The organism is Falsihalocynthiibacter sp. CO-5D18 (genome assembly GCF_041205445.1).
Lineage (GTDB): Bacteria > Pseudomonadota > Alphaproteobacteria > Rhodobacterales > Rhodobacteraceae > Falsihalocynthiibacter > Falsihalocynthiibacter arcticus.
The window spans coordinates 112,254-130,213 of sequence record NZ_JBGFCF010000008.1 but is presented as its reverse complement, the minus strand read 5'-3'; the positions used below and the strand labels follow the sequence as shown (position 1 = coordinate 130,213).

The following is a 17,960-nucleotide window of genomic DNA, read 5'->3' as shown; positions in this document are numbered from 1 at the left end:
CATTCACCCGATCCTTTAAGTGCTGTCCCGTCGATGGGGGGGGACGTTGGGCTGAGCCGTAGCACAAGAAGCGGTGCAAGTTCTGGGCTAAGATCTTCAGAAATCCCATTGAGGCGCGTTGCAAAAACGGGCTGGATGGCCCGTGGTTTGCTGATCCTTGCCATTGCCATCGGGGCGGGCATAATCTGGTCTACCAATACACTTTTGACCGAACGATATACCGAAACGACTCGCAGTCGTGCACAGGTGCGGCTCGCGCTTTATTCGGGCAATATTGTGGGCGAAATCAGACGTAGCGCTATTGTTCCACGCCTGTTGGCACGTGACCCTGTCCTGACGGGCGCGTTGAATTCATCCGACTTTACGCAGTCAAGTCAGCAGCTTATCACATATGCCGAAGAGATCGGCATCGCGGGTTTGCAATTGTTGGATGAAAGCGGACGTGTGGTTGCAGCCACCGACCGCAATCTCCTTGGGGGAAATGCGCGCAACTCTGAAGCCTTTGTCGCAGCCGTTCGCACGGATGGCGCGATTTTTGGCGTGTCCCAAAATGAGACGGGCGCGTCAAAATTCACTTATTCCCAGAAGTTAGTCTCCAACGGCACCCTTATCGGGGTTATCGTTGTGGATGTGGATTTACGCCAGTTTGAGGCCTCCTGGAAAGGGACAACGGATGCGGTGATCGTAACCAATTCCGAAGGAAATATCATCCTTTCAACCGAACCCCTTTGGCGTGGTTTGACCGAGAAAGAAGCCCTAAAAACCAAAAGTGCGCCGTCCGCTATCACTCGCGCTTTGAATGCAACTCGCGATTGGGCTGAGGTTGGTTGGGGCGATTTGCCCGTGGAAGCCTATCTTCAGGGTGAGGCCTTAATGCGCCAAGAAGTGCGGGTGCCGTTCCAAGGATGGAAACTCACCAGTTTCACCACATTTGCCTCGGTACGCGACAAGGTGAACGGTGTTTTAGCCCTCGAAATTATGGGCGGGGCGATTTTGATCGCACTTGGCTTTTACTTCACCTCTCGGCGCGCGCGCTTAAGTTCCGTGTTTTTCCAGAACGAGTCGGCGGAACTTCGCCAGCTAAACCAGCGCCTTCAGCGCGAAATTGCCGAGCGTGAGAAGGTTGAAAAACACCTCGATATGGCCGAACAAACCCTTGCTCAAAGCTCTAAACTCGCAGCCTTGGGCGAGATGTCGGCGGCGGTTTCGCATGAGTTGAATCAACCCCTCGCCGCGATGAAAACCTACCTCGCTGGGGCCAAGCTTTTGCTCCTCAGAAAACGTCCAGAGGAGGCCCAAGCCAGCTTCCAGCGGATCGACGATTTGATCGAACGTATGGGGGCGATTACCAAGCAACTCAAGAGCTATGCGCGCAAGGGCGGGGATACGTTTCAGCCCTTTGATATAAGGTCCGCGCTCTCTTCTGCCTTGTCGATGATGGAGCCACAACTCAAGCAACGGCACGTTCAAATTACCCGTACAATTCCACGCGATCCTGTGATTATTTTGGCCGACCAGATGCGTCTAGAGCAAGTCATTATTAACCTGTTTAGAAACGCCTTGGACGCGACGAAAACCGCCAAGAACCCACATATCGAAATCCTGTTAACCGTCGGCGAAACCGCCGTTTTATCGCTGCGGGATAATGGGCCAGGGATTGACGATCTTGACGCGTTGTTTGAGCCATTTTACACTACAAAAGCGCCGGGCGACGGTGTGGGCTTGGGGCTTGCTATCTCCAGCGGGATCGTAAACGATTTCGGGGGGCGGTTGACCGCTCGAAATGCCGCCAAAGGGGGGGCTGTATTTGAAGTGACGCTCCCCATATTAAATGATGAATACACATCAGCCGAGTGAGGACTAAATGGCCAAAGCCATGAAGATTGCCATCGTTGACGATGAAAAAGACATGCGTCAATCGATAAGCCAGTGGTTGGCTCTGTCGGGTTTCGACACTGAAACGCATGCCAGTGCGACAGAGGCGCTTAAATCTGTTGGGGCCGATTATCCCGGAATTGTTGTTTCCGACATTCGGATGCCTGGGATGGATGGGATGGCGCTGTTGCGCAAGTTGATGAGTATCGACTCGGGCTTGCCAGTGATCCTAATTACGGGACATGGCGATGTGCCTATGGCGGTGGAAGCGATGCGGATCGGGGCGTATGATTTCTTAGAGAAGCCTTTCAACCCTGATGTCATGACCGAAATGGCGAAAAAAGCGACACAGGCGCGTCGATTGACGCTTGATAGCCGTGCGCTGCGCCGCGAATTGGGCGACGGCGGAGCGGTGATGAAGAAACTCATCGGTGCTAGCCCCGAAATGGAGCGGCTGCGCGAAGATATCCTCGATCTTGGGCAAGCCGACGGCCACGTACTTATCGAGGGCGAAACGGGTACGGGTAAAACACTGGTGGCCCACGCGCTGCATGCTGTCGGATCCCGTGCTGGCAAGAAGTTTAAGTTGGTGTCCTGCGCCGCTTTTGAGGAAGAGGAACTGGCGCGGCGGTTGTTTGGCCCTATTGATGACGGCGGCAACCAACCGCTGGTCGAAGACGCGCGCGGCGGTACGTTGGTACTCGAAGATATCGAGGCTCTCAGCCAAGGGCTTCAGGCGCGTTTGCTGACGTTTATGAATGAACAGGGAACTCCCGCAGAAACGCGGATTATCGCGATTTGCAACTTGCAAGAGCAGGGGAAAACCTGTGAAGACGCCCTGCGGCCCGATCTGTTTTACCGCCTGTCTGCGTTGAAAATCACGTTGCCGCCATTGCGCCAGCGAGGTGAAGATATCTTGCTCCTATTCACCCGCCTGTCCGAACAATTCGCCGAAGAATATGGCTGTGACGCCCCGCAAGTGAGCGCACAAGAGGCCGCACAATTATTGCAATCGCCCTGGCCCGGAAATGTGCGCCAGTTGATTAACGTCGCTGAACGGGCGGTCCTGCAAAACCGTCGTGGTTCGGGCACCATTGCAAGCCTGTTGATGGCGGATAATGACGATGTGGCTCCGACGATGACCACCGATGGCAAGCCCCTCAAGGAATATGTGGAAGCGTTTGAGCGGATGCTGATCGACAATACAATGCGCCGCCACAAGGGTAGCATCGTGAACGTTATGGAAGAGCTTTGCCTTCCCCGTCGGACGCTAAATGAGAAAATGGCCAAATACACTTTGACCAGATCGGACTATATTTAAAGCACGTCCCAAATGCGGCAGAACGGGCTTTGATGTCAAGTCATTTACCGCCTTTGGGAAAGGGAATGAAGGGCGCGCACGCACAGGTTGTGTCGTGCGCATTTTCCCCATTGTCTTTTATCCCCAATACCAACTAGTATCGTTTTACGGCGGGCCGTCCAATGGGGACTGTACCGTACGGAGAGTTTCGCTGCGACCGGCGGGACGGGGCCATGGCTCTGACGACGGCGCAGACCGATTAGGCCGCAAGGCTGCAAATTTGCCCGTGAGGCCGCGAGCCGGCCCGGGCGCATGAACGGATGTTTATATCATTACTGATACAGAACATCGGAGCAGAAACGCGAATGAGATGCGACGGAAGACAGAGGCAAAGAGTTGAGGTCGGCATTGCCGGCCCCATAACTTTGCCATTTACCCGTGACGCATCCTTCGCCCAAATCAGACACCCGGCACGACGCACCGCCCTTATCGGGGGGCGTGTTTTGCACGCGTGCAAAGAGTTCAAATGGCTAAGAAAATGCTTATCGACGCCACCCACGCAGAGGAAACTCGCGTTGTGGTGGTTGACGGAACCAAAGTTGAGGAATTTGACTTTGAGGCCGAAAACAGACGCCAGCTAGCTGGCAATATATATCTTGCAAAAGTAACGCGGGTTGAACCGTCGCTTCAAGCGGCGTTTATTGATTATGGCGGAAACCGCCATGGTTTCCTCGCTTTCTCCGAGATTCATCCGGATTACTATCAAATCCCCATAGCCGATCGCGAAGCGCTTTTGGCCGAGGAAGCTGCCTATGCTAAGTCGCTTCAGGACGATGACGAGCAACCCGACCCAAAACGTCGCCGTCGTCGCCGGAGCGGAAAAGCCGCCGAAGCCAAGTCGGGCGACGCAGTTGAGACTAAAGAAATCACAGAAGACACGCCGAAAAAAGAATCCGACGGGCCATCTAGCATGGACGTCGTCGATTTTGGCGAAGACGACGACAGCCAAAACGCCGATGCGTTTGAAGGCAGCTCTCCGATGGAATTGGTGGCCGAAACACCGGTCGATACACCCGCGGCAGACGAACCCGAAGATGAAGACACATCGCCAGCTGTGAAAACAGACGCCTCGGACGAGGATGACTCGGATGATGGTGACGACGACGACGCGCCTTTGCAAGCGACCGACAAAGACGACAGTATCGAGTCTGTTGCAGATGAAGATGTGCAAGACGAAGTGCGAGCTCCGCGTAAATTCCGTCCACGGAAATACAAAATTCAAGAAGTGATTAAAGTTCGCCAAATTCTTTTGGTTCAAGTCGTGAAAGAAGAGCGTGGCAACAAAGGCGCCGCGCTTACAACATACTTGTCTTTAGCTGGTCGCTACTGCGTCTTGATGCCGAACACCGCACGCGGTGGTGGCATTTCTCGCAAAATCACAAATATAGCAGACCGCAAAAAACTTAAACAAATCGCGCAAGAGATCGATGTTCCAGAAGGGGCAGGGCTTATTGTCCGTACGGCTGGGGCCGAACGGACCAAGCCAGAAATCAAGCGTGACTATGAATACCTTCAACGTTTGTGGGAGCAAATTCGCTCTCTAACGCTTAAATCCATCGCCCCTGCCAAGATCTATGAAGAGGGGGATCTCGTCAAACGGACGATCCGCGACCTTTATAACAGCGAAATCGATGAGGTTTTGGTCGAAGGCGAAGCGGGCTATCGCGTGGCCAAGGACTTCATGAAAATGATCATGCCGTCCCATGCGAAAAACGTAAAACGCTACACCGATCCGTTGCCGCTGTTCGCGCGCTTTCAGGTCGAAACCTATCTCGCGGGAATGTTTAATCCGACAGTGCAGCTGAAATCGGGTGGGTACATCGTTATTGATGTGACCGAAGCACTTGTTGCTGTGGACGTGAACTCTGGTCGTGCCACAAAAGAAGGCTCAATCGAGGATACGGCCACAAAGACCAACCTTGAAGCCGCAGAAGAAGTGGCGCGTCAAGTACGCTTGCGCGATCTAGCAGGCTTGATCGTCATCGACTTCATTGACATGGAAGATCGCCGCAACAATGCAGCCGTTGAAAAACGGATGAAAGACAAATTGAAAACCGATCGCGCTCGTATTCAAGTGGGACGGATTTCTGGTTTCGGCCTTATGGAAATGTCGCGCCAGCGCTTGCGTCCGGGGATGCTCGAAGCAACCACACAACCTTGTCACCATTGTCACGGCACGGGCCTGATCCGCTCCGACGACAATCTCGCGCTCGCGATTCTACGACAGCTCGAGGAAGAGGGTGTCCGCCGTCGGGCGCGCGAAGTACTGCTCAAAGCGCCAGTGGGTATCATGAATTTCCTCGTGAATAATAAGCGCGAGCATATCGCGCAGATTGAAGCACGGTATGGTCTGTCTGTGCGCATCGAAGCTGACCCTTTCCTTGTCAGCCCAGATTTCAGCATTGAACGTTTCAAAACTGCTACGCGCAATTTGCGTCCTGTTGAAACCGCAGTTGTGTCTGCTGATGCTTCGTTGATGGATGATTTAGACGAAGAAATTGAAGCGCTGGAGGTCGAAGAAGAAGTTGTTGTGGCACCGGTTGTCGCGGAAGCTCCGAGTGACGGACCATCCCTAAACGAAGACGGAACCCCCAAGAAACGCCGTCGCCGCCGCCGCCGTCGGAGAGGTGGGAATGGTGGCGATGCCTCCAATTCCGAAGGCAACAATCGAGCCCCGCAAGACGCAAGTTCGGATGGCGAAAATACAGCGCCGACTGTGGATGCAACTTCTGGCGCGGATTCGGAAGCACCGTCGGTCAACTCTCAGGAGCAGGTGGCCGAGGTTAGCGAAGAAGCTTCAGGAAAGCGTCGCCGTGCCCCGCGTCGGAAGAAATCTGATGCGGTGGCTGAGGGAACGAATGAAACGGCTGTAGGCGACGTCGCAGCTTCGGAAACATCTCCAGAAGTTGAACCAGGCGGTTCACAAAGTGACTCAATTGATAATACCGTCAAAAAACCCGTGCGAAAACGTGCGCCGCGTAAAAAACCTGTGGTCGAAGCACTTGCCGATGCCAATCATGCCGAAGAAAGCAGTGACAATGTTGCACCTGTGACCGAACCTCCTTCGGAAACAGTGCAAGAGGTTGAAAAACCCAAAACACCTCGCAAACGCGCGCCGCGAAAACCAAAAGTTGCGGCTGGCGAGGAGAGTACTGCGGAAGTGGCGGAGGTGACTTCCGCGCCTAAACCGCCGCGTAAGCGCGCGAAAGCGGTTCCGAAAGCTAAGAAAGATACGATTGTTGAAGTCGTGTCCGAACCAGTAGTTGAAGCAACAAGTGAGAGTGCTGTTCTTGCAGAAAACGTTCCAGCCAAACCTAAGAAATTGGGTTGGTGGTCAGCCGGTAAATAGTGGTGGCTTGAGACATGAAATGACGAAAAAGGCCCCTAGTGATCTAGGGGCCTTTTTCGTCTACGCTGTCGCCCGCTAGGAGTTGGTTTGCGTTACCTAGTGTCATTTTCGTATTTCAAGTTGATATTTATTAGAACAGCGTCAAGTTACCTTCACCGTTGTTCTCTGTGGCCTCAAACGTATCCGCATCGTTCCCCTCAAGACGGCCGGTAAGGCTTGTGAGGCGAAGCGTTTCCCTCAATTGAATAGACGTAACATATTGTTCCGAGGTCCCATTGGTTGCATCTGATAGGAGGATCGACAGTTTGCTAAGGTCTTCAAGTTTCTGCTGCATCCGGTCCAAAGCCTGAAATTCTATGATTGGCACATCACACAAATCCGAAACCTGATCCATTGTTCTACCTAGCGCATGTTGAACTGAACTTGCGGATTCTGCGATTCCGGAAAGCTCAATAGCAACACGCCCCAGTAAGACACTCACATCGATATTTGCGTGTTCAAGGTCTTCGTTTGGTGTTTGGATCGTTGTGGTTTTCAAAGCTACAGTCGCCCTACAACGGCTTCTATGCATGCCCTCAGTTGGACTGGATCAAAAGGCTTTTTTAGAAAATTATTCATTCCCAATTGTTTACCCTTTTCAATGATCTCACGATCTGCACGTCCAGTAATCAGAATAAATCCGACACCTTTTGTTTTTGGTCCCTGACGTAATGCGTGTAAAAGGTGCAAACCATCCATGCCAGGCATGTTATAATCAGAAATGACAAGATGAACTGGCGAACGTTCTAAGGCAACAAGGGCAGCTTGCCCGTCTGCAACACTACCAACATTTCTAACGCCAAACCCATCCAAAGCCTGAGTGAGAAGCCCTCGACTTGTGGACATGTCATCCACAACCATGACGCGTAATTGATCTCTTAAAGACATGGCTTTTTCCTTTACCAATATTGCTCGTTTGCGACAGTTTGTCGTTTTAGGTAGTTGGACGAGGGCTTCGTCTGTAAATTGTCATGCCACGATTCTCGAAATCGGTGTTCGATGTTTCCGGAACGCGTTCAGAGTGCCCGACGAATAACCATCCCTCTGGCGCAAGCGCGTTTTGAAATCGTGGCCAAAGTTTGTTTTGAGTTTTGTCATCGAAGTAAATCACCGTATTTCGGCAAAAGATAATATCAAAACTTCCGGATATTGGCCATTTTTCCAATAAATTCAGTTCCCGAAACGTGGTTAGAGATAGCAGATCTGGGTGTGCTTGGAATTTTCCCAGCTCTGTCGAACTCGGGTTGTCGAAGTACTTTTTGCGGAGTTCTTGTGGAATTGCACTCAACTGCCGTTCATCGAATGTGCCATTTTTTCCAACAATCAAAACTTTCGGATCGATATCTGAAGCCAAAATTTTAACATCAAGGCTTGAAGCTTGCGGAAGGATTTCGAGTAGCGTCATTCCAATGGAATAGGCCTCCATTCCCACAGAGCAGCCTGCAGACCATATACGAATTCTGTTCCCAGCTTTGGCACGACGCGCTAGATCGGGAAAAACGTCGGTTTTCAAGTATTCAAAGTGATGATTTTCCCTAAAAAAACTCGAGATATTTGTTGTCAGCGCAGAAATCATGAGCCGCAACTCATTCTTTCCATCCGGAGATGAAACGAACTGGCAGTAGTCGTCAAAGTTTACGATATTGGTTTCGCGAAGACGTTTGACCAGCCGTGAAGATACAAGTGCGGATTTCGAAACTGGAAACACCAGCCCAGCTTCTTTGTGGGCCAGGGACGAAATAATCGCAAATTGGTCGGGAGTCATCCCGCCAACGTCGTCTGCAGCGCTGGGGTTAAGTGCGTTCATACGACCTCCAGCGGAGCTGAAAGTAATGCCGCACGCAAGTCTAGAACGCGTAGCATACGGTCGTCTACAATCGTCAACGCGCTTACAAAGTTTTGGTTTGCGTCAGCTGCCATGTCAGGAGGCGCTTGAAGTTCATCCGTCGTAACTGTGAGGATATCGGAAACCGCATCGACAAGGAGTCCAACGACTTCGTCCTCAGATTGTACGACGATAAACACATTTCGGGCCGAAGTTTCAGTCATGTTTTGACCAAGTCTCGCAGCTAAATCTATTATCGGAAGAACGGTTCCGCGCAGATTGATCACCCCGCGCACGAAGTGAGGCGAGTGTGGCAAAGGTGTTGCCCGTGTCCATCCTCTAATTTCTCGCACCGACATGATATCGACCGCATACTCCTGTTCACCAACTCGAAACGATAATAGTTCAAGTTCTGAAATAGTTTTTTCTGTTGCTGTATTTGTCATCTGATCTAACCTGCTAATTCGATTGGGGTTTCAGAGGGAACTGTACATCCTGATGCGCCCGAAACGATGTCAACGGGATCTAGAATGAGTGCAATTTGGCCATCGCCAAGAATGGTCGCCGCGGCAATTCCTGGGACGCGACCATATCCTTCTTGGAGGCCTTTGATCACGACTTGCCTTTGGTCCCTAATCTCATCGACGACTAAAGCCGCGCGGCTTCCATCTTCGTGGGCAATGAGGAGAACGATTGAACCCACGTAGTCAGCTTGCGGTTTGCGGTAGCCAAGTTCAGACCCCAAGTCGAGAAGGGGGACGAACCCATTTCGAACCCTAACGACCGAAGTGTGTGGCCCAAATGAGCTGATATCGCCTTCGCCAAGTGTGAGCGTTTCGTCAATTGTATTTAGAGGAATGACTAGCGTTTGACCGGCAACCTGAATGACCATTCCGTCCAAAACCGCCAACGTAAGGGGCAGGCTGATTGAAAAAGTGGTTCCAACGCCAGCAGTCGAAGTAATCGTAACGCGCCCACCCAGCGATTGTATGGCACTGCGCACAACGTCCATGCCAACTCCGCGACCGGAAAGGTTGGAAATCTGATCTGCCGTCGAGAAACCTGGGAGAAAGAGAATATTATCGATTTCACTATCGGTGAGTTGCGCGTCGTCGGCGACAAGCCCTTTGGCAATCGCCTTCTCGAGGACTTTGGGGCGATTTATGCCTCCTCCGTCGTCGCTGACATCAATGACCACGCGCCCAGAGCGATGGCGCGCCGAGAGTGAAATGACACCAACGCGGGGCTTCCCAGCGGCCAATCGATCTTGGGTGTTTTCAAGCCCGTGATCAACCGCATTTCGTATCATATGTGTTAAGGGGTCAGCCAGTCGTTCTATGACCGTTTTATCCACTTCGGTGCCTTCGCCAACAGTGTCTAAATGGACCTCTTTTTCTACGGCTGCCGAAGATTCGCGCACAATTCGTGCCATGCGCTGGAAAAGCGTTTTTACGGGCTGCGCGCGGATCATCATAACGCTGTCTTGAATATCCCGCGTGAGCTGTTGTAACTCGTCCAAACCTGTAAAAACGGGGGCATTCGAGGGAAGGCCAGCTTCGGCAACACTTTGCGATAGCATTGCTTGATTTATGACCAACTCACCAACTAGATTTACAAGACGATCCACACGTTCTAGGTCCACGCGCACGGTGGCACGGGGCTTGGTTGCAATTGCCGCGGTCTCCTCTTCTGGGCGGCGGGGCCCTTCTTGTGGCACAGGTTTGACATCTAGATTTGAAGGTGTGGAATCTACTACATCATCGGGGCTTTCAGCACTGGCAGGGGCTATTGGGCTCACCTGGACTGTGCTTGGAATCGGATCTTCAGCCTTAGAGGGTAACAGTTTGTCGACCTTGGTCTGTGAAGCATCTGTCGACTGGGAAACAATTTCAAGTTCAACGGGTAGGAGTTTTGTCGCTTCAATCGTGAGCTCGCAAATGTCTGCAACAAAATCAAAAGCTTCCAATATTTGCGCTTTGCTCTCATCAGTGACGAGAATAATGTTCCACGTTAGGTAATTTTCTTCCGCAGCAAGGTCTTCGAGGTCCGGGAGGTTGCTTTGATCCACGTTGATGGACATTTTCCCCATATTTCGAAGCGTTCGGAAAATGAAAATGGGCTCGTTACCAGTGGCGTAAAGCTCACTTGTTGGTGTGAACGAAATTTTATACGCGTTCAACGGGTCTTCGTCGGGTTGAGAAACAGTCTTTTCGTTGACGGTACCGTTGCAATCTTCCGGAACCACGTCGACAGGCAAATCGGAGATGTCGGGAAAGGCAACATCCGGCTCGTCAAACGCGGGAAGATCCATGTCCAGTCCCGGCAAGTCCAGTGAGAATCCAACACCAGTTGCGACAAAATCTGCGGGATCCATTTCCTCTTCTTCTTCCTCTTCGCCACCAATAAGGTCTAGAAGAAGTTCGAGAACCTCGTTTATGGGCGTTTTGTCCGTCTCTGTCGCATCCCGCGAGGCGCGAACGATGTCACTTAGGAGGTCTGCGGCGCGAAAGAATACCTTTAGCGCATCACCCTCCGGGGCAAGTGTGCCTGATCTAACATGATCTAGAGTGGTTTCGTATCGGTGGGCAAATCGAACCAACTCATCCAAGCCAAAAGCGCCAGCGCCGCCTTTGATTGAATGGACCGCTCGGAAAACGACATTGATCGTTTCGCCGTCGCTAGAGCCGTCCTCCATGGACATAAGCCCGTCCTGCAGCGCTTCAAGGAGTTCTTCACACTCTTGAAAAAACGCGGTGCGGATTTCCGCCATTGGATCAATTTGTTCACTCATAAGAAAATCCTTATCCGGTGACCATTTGTAAGGCGCGTACCAGCTTTGACGGGTCAAAAGGTTTTACAATCCACCCCGTCGCACCCGATGCGCGAGCGCGCGCTTTTAATTCCGGTGCGCTCTCAGTTGTGAGAACCAATATCGGGATTGATCGGCGCTCTGGTATTTTGCGGACCGCATCGATAAAGCCAAAGCCATCCAAGCGGGGCATATTGATATCAGTGATAATAGCGTCAGGGGTGAAATCCTCGAGAACTTCAAGCCCATGTTGTCCATCCTCGGCTAGAGTCGGTTCAAAACCGGCTTGGCGCAGGGCCAAACTGATCATGTCGCGCATGGTTCGGCTGTCGTCTACGGCTAGGATATTTAGGCTCACTTGCTGTTCTCCTCAAAAGATTCGGGCGTAAGGCCGCAAAGGGCCAATTGATCCACACATGCGTCGGTTGAATTCACGAGTTTTAATTCGTGACCTGCACCGTGCCATTCGGAAGCTGCTGAAAGTAGAACTTGTTGGCAAAGGGTGCCAAGGTGGGTCACTTGAGAGGCATCGACATCAATGTCAGCGCCGCGAAGGGACCGCAATCGATTGGCCAATGGCTCAGCATCGCTGAGACCTAGGCGGCCTTGCAATTGAATGCGGGCGGTCATAGCGCCGCACCATGTGAATGAAGTTTCGAGTTCGCCACGTGAATCCCCTGTTGTTCCGGTCGATGAAAACAGGTGTAGGGGATGGGTTGTTAAAAATAGCTTACTTCAAGGGGAGTTTCATTGGCTCAAATTTGAGAGATGTTGCGCACAGCCAATTAATGCTGCGTAATCGTCTTCAATCGCGGTGATGGAAAAATTGTCGACAAATGTAGAGAACCGCCCCTTGTCTCGGAATGCGGTCGAAAAACCATAGTCCGCGAGATAGGGCACCATGGCGCGCGACACGCCGCCCACTAAATAGATACCGCCAAATGGCAAATGGATGAGGGCAAGATCGCCAACAACCGCACCCAAAATGCGACAGAATGTGGTAAGGGTCCGGACGGCCAGAGGGTCATCCTTTGCTACAATTGAAGCCATAATTTCGGCAGCGGATTTTATGGTTTTCTGAGCAATTTCAGCGCTATACCATGCATATATCCTCTCAAGTCCGCGCCCGGAAATAACTTCCTCCACGCCGGGAAATCCGTGGGAGCTTTGCACGTAACGACTGAGGCTCAAGTCCGCTTCGTCGCGCGCAGGCATGGTAATATGCCCACATTCGGATGGGGTTACGAGACGGCCACCGGCGGTGTCGTATACGGCGGCTGCGTTAAATCCGGTCCCGACTCCAATCACCAATTTGGCGGCATTCGGTCCGGCTTCTTTGCCTGTTGAAATCGGCGTAAGTTCGGAGGATTTGAGATGACCTAAGGCGTGACCCTGCGCTTGAAGGTCATTCAAAATTGAAACAATTTCCGCGCCCGTCGCTGCCGCCAATGAGTCTGGTTCTATCGTCCAGTTCAAATTCGTCATGGTGGCGACGCGATCTCGAACCGGACCCGCCACGGCAACACACACGCCCGAACAGTCCACATTGCCCTGTTCGGACACATATTGTTTTAGGATCGTGATAAGGTCAGGGTATTTGGCATTGCTAAAACGCTGGATTGAGGCCTCAAGAACTCGTGTCCCTTCACTTAGGGCGACGCGCGTATTTGTTCCGCCGATATCGGCCAACAAAGAATAGCGGTTCGAAGCTGTCGTATGTGTCATCGTATGGCCTTTTATCCTGCGAGTGGGGTTTATCAACCGCGCACGAATTTTCAGGGATATCTAAGTCATTTGGTGAAAAGAAAATACCCCTGTTATTCGCTCCCGACTTTGCCTCATCCGCTTAGCGCTGTGGGGCAGGGCCCGTTGAGCTCCCAACCATAAGTTCTGCCTCCCAAAGCTCTTGCACAGGTTGGGTACTGCCTGATGTAATCGATTGCAAGAGAATTTTGGCGCATTGGCTGCCCGCGTCCCTGACAGAGGACCGTGTGGCGGTAAAGGTTGGGATGCTGTCGCCATTGCGCAAATAGGACAAATCATCGTCATGGGTCACCACCGATACATCGCGTCCTATCAAAAGACCCGCACGCCCAATCGCCCGCCGAATTCCAATCGCCATCAGATAGGAGGACGCGATGATAGCGGTCGGAGGATTATCGTCTGCGAGGAGTTTCCTGCTGATATCATAGCCGAATTGTTCCGTCATCTCCGTGCTAAACATCAGGGAGGGGTCGGGTGCGATACCGCGCGCCGAAATAGCCTCGACAAAGCCCGCGCGGCGGCGGGACGCAAAATCCATGGTTTCCAGCCCATTCAGTAAGGCGATGCGGCGGTGCCCTAAATCAAGCAGCAAATTGGTTGCCCGTTTAAAAGAGCGTGTATTGTTGATGTCGAGCCACGAATACCCCTTATCATTGCCCATCATGCGCCCATGCACCACAAATGGCAGGCCGATCTCCTGTAACAATGCAACGCGCGGATCGTCTTTTCTGGGGCCGTGTACGATGATCCCATCCACAGACCCACGCGCCGCCATCCGCCGATAGGCTTGCTCCTCATCATCGTCCTGAACAACAGATAACAGCATGTCATAGCCAGCATTTGAATAGGCGACCCCGGCCCCCGCGATGAAATCGCCAAAAATCGGGTTAACCATCTCGTGATTGTTGGACATGGGAATAACGTGTCCAATGGCCATTGCGCGCCCCGTTGCCAGACTTTGGGCGCGGGTATTAGGGCTGTAATGATGCTTGCGCGCCGCTGCCAGAACCTTAAGGCGCGTTTTCTCGCTCACCTCGGGATAGCCGTTTAGGGCGCGGCTCACCGTGGTTTGGCTGAGGCCAAGGATGTCAGAAAGAGATTTAAGGTTCATGGGTTTCTCAAAGCGCTTAGATTTAAGTTGGAAACGATAGACCTAAATTATTCCAAGGTCAAAGAAAACAAAAAACTTATAAAAATAAGGATATTTACCTGCATTGAAGTGGGATTTGTTCCCCGTTGACTTTTTGGAGAATTTGCGCAATTGTATTTTTCCCAAAGCGCTTTGGTTTTTACGATTCGACTTTTCATTCACTGTGGTCGTACCCTTCAAAAGCGCTTTGGAAAAAAAACAAAGCGCTCAGCGCTACTTGGGAGGAAGAAAATGAAACACAAATTGTTGACTGGTGCGGCCGTGATCGCACTCACCGCGGGGACGGCGCAGGCCGACCTTCTGTTTACGCCGGGCGAGGGGGATTTTAACTGGGAGAGTTTCGAAGCCCTTAAGTCCATGGATTTATCCGGTGAGACAGTGACTGTATTCGGCCCGTGGCTCGGCGAAGAAAAAGACCGTTTTGAATCCGCAGCGGCCTACTTTGAAGAGGCCACAGGCATTGACGTTCAGTATTCTGGTTCCGACAGTTTTGAGCAACAAATCCTGATCGATACCGAAGCAGGTTCCCCGCCAAATATCGCAATTTTCCCTCAGCCTGGCCTTGCGGCAAACCTCGCGGCCAAAGGCTTGCTTTCGCCACTTGAAAGCACGGATGCTGACTGGGTGCGCGAAAACTACGCGGCGGGTCAGTCTTGGGTTGATTTGGCAACTTATGCCGACAAAGACGGCAACGATCAGTTCTACGGCCTGTTTTATCGTGCCGACCTGAAATCGCTGGTTTGGTATGTGCCTGAGAATTTTGAGGATGCTGGTTACGAAATTCCGCAATCGATGGAAGAGTTGAAAGCGCTTTCTGAACAAATTGTTGCGGATGGCGGCACACCATGGTGTATCGGTCTGGGATCGGGGTCCGCGACCGGCTGGCCTGCAACCGACTGGGTTGAAGATATGCTTTTGCGCACATCGCCTCCTTCCGTCTATGACCAATGGGTTGCCAATGAAATCCCGTTCAATGACCCCGCGATTATTGCCGCGATCGAAGAATTCGGCGCATTCGCCCGCAACGACGCCTATGTTGCCGGTGGCGCAGGGACCGTGGCTTCCACGGACTTCCGCGATAGCCCCAAAGGTCTCTTTGAATCCCCCCCGCAATGCTATTTACACCGTCAAGCCAGCTTCATTCCCGCGTTCTTCCCAGAGGGCACGGTTATGGGGGAAGACGCTGACTTCTTCTACTTCCCAGCCTATGCCAGCAAAGACCTCGGCAAGCCAGTTTTGGGAGCCGGAACCGTTGCGACAATCACGCAGGATTCAAAAGGGGCACGCGCCTTTATAGACTACATCAAATCGCCCCTTGCTCACGAGATTTGGATGGCACAGGGTGGCTTCCTTACCCCGCACAATGGCGTGAATCCCGCTGTATACGAAAGCGATGCACAACGCAAAATGGGGGAAATCCTCTTGGGCGCGGATACCTTCCGCTTTGATGGTTCCGACCTGATGCCCGGTGCGATCGGCGCAGGTGTTTTCTGGACCGGCATGGTGGATTACACTGGTGGGAAATCCGCCGAAGATGTGGCCGCTGACATCCAAAACACTTGGGACGGCATTAAGTAAGCCTAACGCCCTCTTAGAAGGTCCCGCGTGAATGCGGGGCCTTCGCACCCCTGAATTCCCCCACTTTCTTTTATTGGCGAGGTCGCGATGGAACAGCTTTTCTGGGCCCTTTTTACCGTTGTAGCAGGCGTCTTTGGCTGTGTGGCCTATTACTTCTTCTCCAACTTTTTACTCGACTGGAAGTACCCCGCACGCGGTGTGAACGCGGGCCGCAATATCAACCGTGCATCAGCCATTCGCCCTTGGCTCTTCCTGTTTCCCGCCATCGCTTTGTTGGCAACGTACCTAGTCTATCCGGTTGTGATGTCGATCTGGCTTTCGCTGCATGATGCCAACGGCGAGGAATTTACTGGCGCTGATAATTACAAATGGCTACTGGTCGATACAAAATTCGCGGAATCCATGCAAAACAACATGTTATGGTTGGTTGTCGTGCCCGCTGCAGCCACGTTCTTTGGCCTTATTGCCGCCGCCCTTACAGACCGCATCCGTTGGGGGAATTTCGCTAAATCCCTTATTTTTATGCCCATGGCGATCTCATTTGTCGGGGCCTCGGTGATCTGGAAATTCGTCTATGATTACCGTGGCGAAGGCCAAGAACAAATCGGCCTGCTCAACGCAATCGTAACCTATTTTGGCGGCGCGCCACAGGCATGGATCACCCTGCCGTTTTGGAACTCTTTTTTCTTGATGGCCATTTTGGTGTGGATCCAAACGGGCTTCGCCATGGTCATTCTTTCGGCCGCCCTGCGCGGGATTTCCGAAGAAACCATCGAGGCCGCAATTCTGGACGGTGCCAGCCCGTTGCAGATATTTTGGAAGATCAAAGTCCCTCAAATCTGGGGTACAATCGCCGTGGTCTGGACCACAATCACCATACTTGTACTCAAGGTTTTCGACATCGTTCTCGCCATGACAAACGGCCAATGGGGCACACAAGTCCTGGCGAATTTGATGTTCGATTGGATGTTTAGGGGCCTCGATAATGGCCGCGCCAGTACGGTGGCACTCGTGATCATGATCTTGGTAACCCCGATTATGATTTGGAATATACGCAATGCACGTCGGGAGATTTCATAGTGGATAATATTGCTGGTGTGAAATCGCGACTGACGTGGGTCGTGAATCTTTCGGTTTTGGTGCTCGTCGTTCTCTGGACAATTCCGACTTTTGGTTTGCTGGTAAGCTCCTTTCGGGACCGTGATCAAATCTCGACATCCGGTTGGTGGACGTCGCTATCGGCGGGAGAGCGCAATCTAACGCTGCGCGGTGCTGACCCAGATACGGCCGTTGAGGACGGCGACGGATGGCTTATCTCGGGCAGTCTTTTTCCAGAACCCGCCGTCGTCACCGCCTTCGGGATCAACGCAAATCGCCCGACTGAATTCGCTCCCGGCGACGTCGCGGAACGGCAAGGGGCCTTCATTCGGGTTGACGCCGGCGGGGCCTATCAAATCACGTCGCTTGAGAAACCAACAGGCTCGCGGGGAACCCGCATTTTTGTAACCTCTCTTGAGCAACCCAAGTTTACTTTAGACAATTATCGTAACGTTTTGTTTTCAGAGGGAATAGGCCGTAGCTTTATCAACACGTTTACCGTGACAATCCCCGCAACGATCATCCCAATCCTCATTGCGGCATTTGCGGCTTATGCCCTTGCATGGATGGAGTTTCCGGGGCGATCGCTCTTGATTGCAACGGTCGTTGGACTGCTGGTGGTACCGCTTCAAATGGCTCTGATCCCGCTGCTCAAGCTGCACAATGAGATCGGAATTGGCAAAGATTATCTCGGTATTTGGCTGGCTCATACGGGCTTTGGCCTCCCCATGGCGATCTATCTTTTACGTAATTATATCGCGGGGTTACCGCGAGAAATCATCGAAAGTGCCCGCGTTGATGGCGCCACGGACTTCGATATTTTTCGAAAAATCGTCTTGCCTCTGTCCTTTCCAGCCCTCGCAAGTTTCGCGATTTTCCAATTCCTATGGGTGTGGAACGATTTGCTTGTGGCGACGGTTTTTCTTGGCAACAACGAAGATCAATTGGTGATGACGGGACGTCTGCGCGAACTTTTGGGCAGTCGAGGGGGGGATTGGGAAATCCTTGCCGCCTCGGCCTTTGTCTCCATTGCGGTACCGCTCGGCGTCTTTTTCGGGCTTCAAAAATACCTCGTCCGTGGGTTGCTCTCGGGCTCGGTCAAAGGTGGATAAC

At 52.3% G+C, this 17,960-nt stretch carries 15 protein-coding genes; 6 read left to right on the top strand and 9 right to left on the bottom strand.

Features of this window, described 5'->3' with window-relative positions; genetic code table 11:
• Nucleotides 1-135: 135 nt before the first annotated feature.
• The 3 genes from AB9F27_RS12405 (at nt 136) to AB9F27_RS12395 (ending at nt 6,584) form a co-directional block, all read left to right on the top strand.
• Nucleotides 136-1,857, top strand: a complete 1,722-nt coding sequence (locus AB9F27_RS12405) for an ATP-binding protein (protein ID WP_082802356.1) — start codon at nt 136-138, stop codon at nt 1,855-1,857.
• A 7-nt stretch (nt 1,858-1,864) separates the two neighbouring features.
• The gene (locus AB9F27_RS12400) at nt 1,865-3,196 is read left to right on the top strand and encodes a sigma-54 dependent transcriptional regulator (protein WP_039003195.1); all 1,332 of its coding nucleotides are present in this window, start codon (nt 1,865-1,867) and stop codon (nt 3,194-3,196) included.
• Nucleotides 3,197-3,701: 505 nt separating this feature from the next.
• The gene (locus tag AB9F27_RS12395; protein ID WP_335584453.1) at nt 3,702-6,584 is read left to right on the top strand and encodes an Rne/Rng family ribonuclease; all 2,883 of its coding nucleotides are present in this window, start codon (nt 3,702-3,704) and stop codon (nt 6,582-6,584) included.
• A gap of 130 nt (nt 6,585-6,714) precedes the next feature.
• On the opposite strand, the gene AB9F27_RS12390 is transcribed toward AB9F27_RS12395, so the two are convergent.
• The 9 genes from AB9F27_RS12390 to AB9F27_RS12350 all read right to left on the bottom strand — a co-directional run bounded on the left by AB9F27_RS12390 (nt 6,715) and on the right by AB9F27_RS12350 (nt 14,132).
• On the bottom strand, nt 6,715-7,122 hold the full coding sequence (locus tag AB9F27_RS12390) for a hypothetical protein (protein ID WP_039000836.1): 408 nt from the start codon (nt 7,120-7,122) through the stop codon (nt 6,715-6,717).
• Between the two features lie 2 nt (nt 7,123-7,124).
• Nucleotides 7,125-7,511, bottom strand: coding sequence for a response regulator (locus tag AB9F27_RS12385; RefSeq protein ID WP_039000835.1), 387 nt, complete (start codon nt 7,509-7,511; stop codon nt 7,125-7,127).
• A 46-nt stretch (nt 7,512-7,557) separates the two neighbouring features.
• Nucleotides 7,558-8,430 carry a protein-glutamate O-methyltransferase gene (locus AB9F27_RS12380; RefSeq protein WP_335584454.1) on the bottom strand — a complete coding sequence of 291 codons (873 nt, stop codon included), beginning with the start codon at nt 8,428-8,430 and terminating at the stop codon, nt 7,558-7,560.
• Nucleotides 8,427-8,894, bottom strand: coding sequence for a chemotaxis protein CheW (locus AB9F27_RS12375; protein ID WP_039000833.1), 468 nt, complete (start codon nt 8,892-8,894; stop codon nt 8,427-8,429). The genes AB9F27_RS12380 and AB9F27_RS12375 overlap by 4 nt, the downstream gene beginning before the upstream one ends.
• A gap of 5 nt (nt 8,895-8,899) precedes the next feature.
• The gene (locus AB9F27_RS12370) at nt 8,900-11,239 is read right to left on the bottom strand and encodes a chemotaxis protein CheA (RefSeq protein ID WP_335584455.1); all 2,340 of its coding nucleotides are present in this window, start codon (nt 11,237-11,239) and stop codon (nt 8,900-8,902) included.
• 10 nt (nt 11,240-11,249) lie between these two features.
• Nucleotides 11,250-11,615: a response regulator gene (locus AB9F27_RS12365; RefSeq protein ID WP_039000832.1), complete on the bottom strand. Its 366-nt coding sequence runs from the start codon at nt 11,613-11,615 to the stop codon at nt 11,250-11,252.
• A complete protein-coding gene (locus AB9F27_RS12360; protein WP_335584456.1) occupies nt 11,612-11,887 on the bottom strand; it encodes an STAS domain-containing protein in 276 nt (91 codons plus the stop codon). The genes AB9F27_RS12365 and AB9F27_RS12360 overlap by 4 nt, the downstream gene beginning before the upstream one ends.
• Before the next feature lie 117 nt (nt 11,888-12,004).
• On the bottom strand, nt 12,005-12,982 hold the full coding sequence (locus tag AB9F27_RS12355; RefSeq protein ID WP_335584457.1) for an ROK family protein: 978 nt from the start codon (nt 12,980-12,982) through the stop codon (nt 12,005-12,007).
• Nucleotides 12,983-13,103: 121 nt separating this feature from the next.
• The gene (locus AB9F27_RS12350; protein WP_335584458.1) at nt 13,104-14,132 is read right to left on the bottom strand and encodes a substrate-binding domain-containing protein; all 1,029 of its coding nucleotides are present in this window, start codon (nt 14,130-14,132) and stop codon (nt 13,104-13,106) included.
• Between the two features lie 270 nt (nt 14,133-14,402).
• On the opposite strand from AB9F27_RS12350, the gene AB9F27_RS12345 reads away from it, so the two are divergent.
• The 3 genes from AB9F27_RS12345 (at nt 14,403) to AB9F27_RS12335 (ending at nt 17,959) form a co-directional block, all read left to right on the top strand.
• Nucleotides 14,403-15,749: an ABC transporter substrate-binding protein gene (locus AB9F27_RS12345; protein WP_335584459.1), complete on the top strand. Its 1,347-nt coding sequence runs from the start codon at nt 14,403-14,405 to the stop codon at nt 15,747-15,749.
• Between the two features lie 87 nt (nt 15,750-15,836).
• On the top strand, nt 15,837-16,829 hold the full coding sequence (locus AB9F27_RS12340) for a sugar ABC transporter permease (RefSeq protein ID WP_335584460.1): 993 nt from the start codon (nt 15,837-15,839) through the stop codon (nt 16,827-16,829).
• The gene (locus AB9F27_RS12335) at nt 16,829-17,959 is read left to right on the top strand and encodes an ABC transporter permease subunit (protein ID WP_335584461.1); all 1,131 of its coding nucleotides are present in this window, start codon (nt 16,829-16,831) and stop codon (nt 17,957-17,959) included. The genes AB9F27_RS12340 and AB9F27_RS12335 overlap by 1 nt, the downstream gene beginning before the upstream one ends.
• Nucleotide 17,960: the final 1 nt, after the last annotated feature.